The organism is Aminobacter sp. P4_D5, from assembly GCF_056401815.1.
Genome location: NZ_JBFUIP010000825.1, coordinates 1 through 662 on the forward strand (window position 1 = coordinate 1; position 662 = coordinate 662).

Sequence of the window (662 nt, forward strand, 5' to 3'; positions counted from 1 at the left end):
GCCCGACATGGGCATCGCCGGCGGCTTTACGGGCGTGAAGGCCATCGCGCACCTCGCCGCGGCGCACGGCGTCTTCATTCAGCCACACAATTGCGGCGGGCCGATCTCGACCGCCGCCTGCGTGCAGCTGTCCCTCTCCATTCCGAATTTCCTGATCCAGGAGCTCTTTCCGGTCTGGCCGGAGGATGACCGCCTCGACCTCGTGGAGGCGCCGCTGGAGAGAACAGTCATGAAGGGCCGCATGCCACGCCCGAGCGGAGCGGGCCTCGGCGTCACACTCAATGCGGACTACCTGAAGCGCTGCGAGCGGATCGAGAGCTAAGCCAGGATGGCCCGGGGGATCACGAGGATGTGCGCGCCGGGGATCACGTAGCGGATCTTCGTCGCCATGTCCTCGGCCATCCGGTGCACCTCGCCGATCGGCCGGCTCGCGTTGAAGCCGACCTCGATCTCGATCCAGGCATCGCTGCCCTGGGTGCGCGTCCGGACCTCCAGCAACTCGTCATAGGCCTCGAAGCTGGCGGCCAGGGCCCGGTTGATGGTGGCCTGCTGCCGGTCGTTCAGGGCGCGGTCGATGAGATGCGGCAGCGATTCCTGAATCATCCGCGCACCGAAGGTCAGCATGACCGCGACCACGATCAGCGTGCCGACGATATCCGCCC

General features: G+C 66.9%; 2 protein-coding genes. One reads left to right on the forward strand and one right to left on the reverse strand.

All coding sequences use genetic code 11. The annotated features are described in order from the left end of the window. A partial coding sequence (locus AC1DWF_RS35220) for an enolase C-terminal domain-like protein (protein ID WP_476843104.1) occupies window positions 1-322 on the forward strand: 322 nt, incomplete at its 5' end. Here the strand turns inward: AC1DWF_RS35220 and AC1DWF_RS35225 are convergent. After that, the coding region (locus AC1DWF_RS35225) for a cation transporter dimerization domain-containing protein (RefSeq protein ID WP_476843105.1) at window positions 319-662 on the reverse strand (344 nt) is incomplete at its 5' end. The genes AC1DWF_RS35220 and AC1DWF_RS35225 overlap by 4 nt on opposite strands.